The following is a 4,527-nucleotide window of genomic DNA, read 5'->3' on the forward strand; positions in this document are numbered from 1 at the left end:
ATTTACCAGGAGTGAGGCGTTAGCCGAATGCCAGTCAGTCAAGGATGATGGGGCTGCTGTAGCCCATCGCCGGCAAGCCAGCTCCCACCCAGACCGCATCGAATTCAAGCCATGCGCCGTACTTGTGGGAGCGGGTTCACCCGCGAACACCGGCGCAGCCGGTGCCATGTACCACGGTGTACGGCTCGCAACGGATCCACCAAGCCGCCACCGGCCTCGGTCACCGCGCTCCTGGGCAGGAATTCAACTGGCCCAGCAAGACTGGCGAATGACGCTGCAGAAATTGCCGGGCCGGAATGCCGGGTCCTTGTCGGCGATCACATCCGCTTTCACATTGCCGAACGTGGTCTGCGGCTTATGACGAATACCGTTGTAGAACGCCTGGATGATCGCCTCCTTGAACTGCTCGCCACGCGGATGCGCCTGCACCACCGCATCCCGCGCGACGACACCCAGCCCTTCATGGTGCAACCCCAGCACATCGGTCTCCACCCCGGCGGTCACCAGCGCAATCAACGGATGCATATGCTCCGCAATGCCCGGCGTGGTATGCAACGCGATCGCTGTCCACACGCGCTCGACATCGCGCTCGTCCACGCCATGGCGCTGAAGGAAGTCGCGCGCCACATTCGCACCATCCACTTCAAAGCGGCAACAATCGCTGCTGTGCTGATGGATCAGGCCCATGTCATGGAACATGCAGCCTGCGTACAGCAGTTCGCTGTCGTAGCGCCGCCCCAGCCGCTGCCCGGCAAGGGCGGCGAAATAGAACACCCGGCTGGAGTGGTGGAACAGCAATGGGGAGGCCGTGTCACGGACGAGTTCGGTAATTTCCCGGGCCATGGCGCTGTCGGGCAGCTGGATACCGGCGATGGATGAGGACATGTTCGCTCCTGGTGGGTTGATGACAGGCTCAGTCTGAGGTTGAACACCAATGTCCTCAATTGACTTTAAGCGCCGGATCCTGCCATTGTCGATGGATTACGGACTTGCAGCGAAACGCCCGGAGTGATCATGCCCCCTATCACCATCGCCATCCTGGCCATGCCCGGCGTGCAACTGCTGGATGCCTGCGGCCCGCTCGACGTCTTCGCCGAGGCCAACCGCCAGGCCGGCCGCGATGTCTATCGCCTGCTGTTGCTGGCTTGCGAACCGGGGCCGCTGGTGAGCTCGTCCGGGACGCGCCTGGTCGCCGACGGCTGGATCGGCGAAGACCTGCAGGCCATCGACACACTACTGGTTGCCGGCACGCCGCAAGCTGCCGACCAATACTTGCGCCCCGGCATTCTCGACTGGCTGCGCCACCGCGCAAGCGCTTGCCGCCGCTACGGCTCGGTGTGCACGGGGGCATTTGCCCTGGCGGCTGCGGGGTTGCTGGACGACAGGCGCGTCACTACCCACTGGGCCGTAGCCCAGCCGCTGGCCGAGCGCTACCCGCGAGTGCAGGTGGATGCCGATGCCATCCAGGTGCATGACGGCAAACTGCGTACTGCTGCCGGGGTGACCGCCGGGCTGGACCTGGCACTGGCCTTGGTCGAAGAGGACCTTGGGCGGGACATTGCCAAGCAGGTGGCTGGGCACCTGGTGATGTACTTCAAGCGGCCGGGCGGGCAGTTGCAGTTCAGCCGACAAGGCGCGACCTCACCGGTTGGGCGTTCGGCTTTGCAGGGCCTGCAGCGTTACGTGGCTGCCAACCCGGCGCTGGACCATGGGGTGGCCAGCCTGGCTGCGCGGGTCGGGCTGAGCCCAAGGCATTTTGCGCGGGTGTTTCAGAGCGACGTGGGCATGACGCCGGCGGCCTGGGTGGAGCTGGCACGGGTGAATGCGGCGCGGATACGGCTGGAGGCTGGGCGGGAGGCGCCCAAGCAGGTGGCGGCGTTGTGCGGGTTTGCCAATGCGGATACGTTGCGGCGGGCATTTGTGAAACACATGGGGGTGACGCCGGCGGAATATCGCAAGCGTAATGGTGGTGCCGCTGGATAGCAGTGGATGGCCCGCGAAGGAATAACGGGCCATGGGAGGCTGCCGTCAATTGAGCAACCAGGGCCGCTTTGCGGCCCATCGCCGGCAAGCCAGGCTCCCACAAGTGCGGCGCATGGCTTGAAAGGGATGCGGTCTGGGTGGGAGCTGGCTTGTCGTGGCGACGAACCGCGGCGATGGGCTGCGCAGCAGCCCCATTAGCCTTGACTGACTGGCATCCGGCCATGGGATACAGTCTACTTAGCCACAAACCTCTCAATCTATCTGTGCGGGGAACCCCATGAGCCTGATCCCGGGTCTGACTGGCAAAGCCAGTGTGCTGGTGTGCGGCGCAAGCCGTGGCATAGGCCTGGCGCTGTGCGAAGCATTGCTGGCGCGAGACGACGTGGGCAGGCTGTGGGCAGTGGCCCGGCATGCCCGCACCGCCCCCGCACTCGTGGCACTGGCCAGCGAACATGGCGAGCGGCTGGCGCTGATAGATTGCAACGCACTGGACGAAGCGGCACTTGCGAGGCTTGCCACCGAAACAGGCACCACCTGCCCGCACCTTCACCTGGTCGTCAGCACCCTCGGCATACTGCATCAGGACGGCGCCAAGGCTGAAAAGTCGCTGGCGCAACTGGAGCTATCCGGCCTGCAGGCCAGCTTTGCCACCAACGCATTCGCGCCGATCCTGCTGCTCAAACACCTGCTGCCGTTGCTACGCAAACAGCCCGCCACGTTTGTGGCGCTTTCGGCCAGAGTGGGTTCGATCAGCGACAATCGTCTGGGTGGCTGGTACAGCTACCGCGCAAGCAAGGCAGCGCTCAACCAGCTGCTGCACACGGCGAGTATCGAATTGAAGCGCTTGAACCCTGCAGCCACGGTGCTGGCGTTGCATCCGGGCACTACCGATACCGAGCTGTCCAAGCCCTTTCAAGCCAACGTGCCGGAAGGAAAGCTGTTTGAGCCAGCGTTTGCTGCACAATGTGTGATCGAGCAGGTGGGGCGGTTTGGGCCGGCGGACAGTGGCAGCTTCCGGGGCTGGGATGGCGAGCGTATCGCCTGGTGAATGCGCTCGCGCCGGGTGCACTGTTGCAGCCCGGCCGAGACAGTGCGTTCCATCGCGGGGTCAACTCAACGAGGGCGGCCGCCCTGATGGCCGCCAAAGCCAACGCCACCGCCACCGTCGTGGCCACCACCATGACCACCGCCCGGCTGCCAGCCGTTGGCCGGTCAGGCAGGCGGATTCCAGAGTGGAGGTGTGATGGCCCGCGGAAACTTTGCGTATCTTTACAGTCGGCGTGCGCCACCGCTGCTACAGACAGTCAGGCCCACCTTGACCTGTTCCAACCCGCCGCCGCATGCTTGAACGCTTCCACCCACGCTCAAGGAACGATCGCATGCAGCTGGAAACTCTCGCCATCCACGCGGGCTTCAGCCCCGACCCGACCACCCGGGCGGTGGCCGTGCCGATCTACCAGACGACCTCCTTCGCATTCGACGGCACCCAGCATGGCGCCGCTTCATTCTGCAAAGCTGGATAGCCCTGCAATGACCTTGTTCTACCTGAAACTCATCGTCACGCCCGTGCTGATGTGGGCCATCTCCCTCGCCTCGCGGCGCTGGGGTGGCCTGCTGGGCGGGCTACTGTCCGGGCTGCCCATCACCTCGGCGCTGGTGATGACCTTCCTGTGCCTTGAACAGGGCACGGCCTTCGGCATGGGCGCCATACCCGGCGCGCTGGGCGGCCTGGCGGCGGTGCAGGCGACCTACGCCTTCTACCTGCTGGCCACGCGCCGGCTGGGCATCGCCACGGCCGTGCTGCTGGCGATGCTGTTCTATGGGCTGGCCGCCTATGCGTTTACCCATTGGGGCAATCTGTACCTGTCGATTGCCGTGGCGCTGTTGCTGATCGGCGTGCTGATACGCGCCAGCGGACGCGAGCCCAGGCCGGACACATTGGCCCGCCCTCGGCATCGGTACTGGGAGATCCCCCTGCGCATGGTTTCGGCCACCGCGCTGCTGATGGCGACTACCGGCCTGGCCAGCTGGCTGGGCCCGGCAACCAGCGGGATGCTGGCGCCGATCCCGGTGATCGCCTGGCCGCTGGTGGTGTTCGCCCATGTACAAAGCGGCCGAGCGGGGATGGCGGCAATGGTGCGTGGCAATGCGATCGGGGCGGTAGGGGTGATCGCGTTTTACCTGGTGCTGGCAGGGTTGCTGGAAACATGGGGCATCGCCGTCACCATCAGCCTGGCGATGGTATGTGCCGTGGGGCTGACGGTCGGGCTTGCCACTGCGTTGCGACGGGCCTGACAGGCTGACGTAAGCCTTCCACAAAAGGGAGTTCAGCACATGGAGTACCAGCTCCGGATGGCGAGACCTGATGAGGCCCCGGGAATAAGTCGGCGGGCTGGTCCCCTCTTCGCTGACCGCGCAAGGCTTCTACGCAAGGCTGGGGTATTTCAAAGTGCGCGATCAATGGGGATGAACACACGGTCATCATGGATGAAATCACTGACCGGCCCCTGATGGCAAGGGCGTGGGCGCCGCCGCTCGGACAGC

General features: G+C 64.8%; 4 protein-coding genes and 1 pseudogene. 4 read left to right on the top strand and 1 reads right to left on the bottom strand.

Translation table 11 applies throughout. From position 1 onward, the window contains the following. Positions 1–243: 243 nt before the first annotated feature. Entirely contained in the window at positions 244–885 is a 642-nt protein-coding gene (locus tag HP546_RS26365; RefSeq protein WP_172231617.1) for an HD domain-containing protein, read from the bottom strand. A 129-nt stretch (positions 886–1,014) separates the two neighbouring features. Here HP546_RS26365 and HP546_RS26370 point away from each other — a divergent pair, with 129 nt between their 5' ends. From HP546_RS26370 to HP546_RS26385, 4 genes and pseudogenes are all read left to right on the top strand, one after another. Further along, positions 1,015–1,983: a GlxA family transcriptional regulator gene (locus HP546_RS26370; protein WP_172231620.1), complete on the top strand. Its 969-nt coding sequence runs from the start codon at positions 1,015–1,017 to the stop codon at positions 1,981–1,983. 277 nt (positions 1,984–2,260) lie between these two features. Then, entirely contained in the window at positions 2,261–3,031 is a 771-nt protein-coding gene (locus HP546_RS26375; protein WP_172231623.1) for an SDR family NAD(P)-dependent oxidoreductase, read from the top strand. Between the two features lie 331 nt (positions 3,032–3,362). After that, positions 3,363–3,491 (top strand): annotated as a pseudogene (locus HP546_RS26380) (PLP-dependent transferase); the annotation flags it as partial. Between the two features lie 22 nt (positions 3,492–3,513). Then, positions 3,514–4,278, top strand: coding sequence for a hypothetical protein (locus tag HP546_RS26385; RefSeq protein WP_172231626.1), 765 nt, complete (start codon positions 3,514–3,516; stop codon positions 4,276–4,278). Positions 4,279–4,527: the final 249 nt, after the last annotated feature.

The organism is Pseudomonas sp. CM25 (assembly GCF_013179705.1).
Lineage (GTDB): Bacteria > Pseudomonadota > Gammaproteobacteria > Pseudomonadales > Pseudomonadaceae > Aquipseudomonas.

Coding starts and splice junctions, on each gene's coding strand:
- HP546_RS26365 (WP_172231617.1), bottom strand. CDS start 885: ATGTCCTCATCCATCGCCGGTATCCAGCTGCCCGACAGCGCCATGGCC.
- HP546_RS26370 (WP_172231620.1), top strand. CDS start 1,015: ATGCCCCCTATCACCATCGCCATCCTGGCCATGCCCGGCGTGCAACTG.
- HP546_RS26375 (WP_172231623.1), top strand. CDS start 2,261: ATGAGCCTGATCCCGGGTCTGACTGGCAAAGCCAGTGTGCTGGTGTGC.
- HP546_RS26385 (WP_172231626.1), top strand. CDS start 3,514: ATGACCTTGTTCTACCTGAAACTCATCGTCACGCCCGTGCTGATGTGG.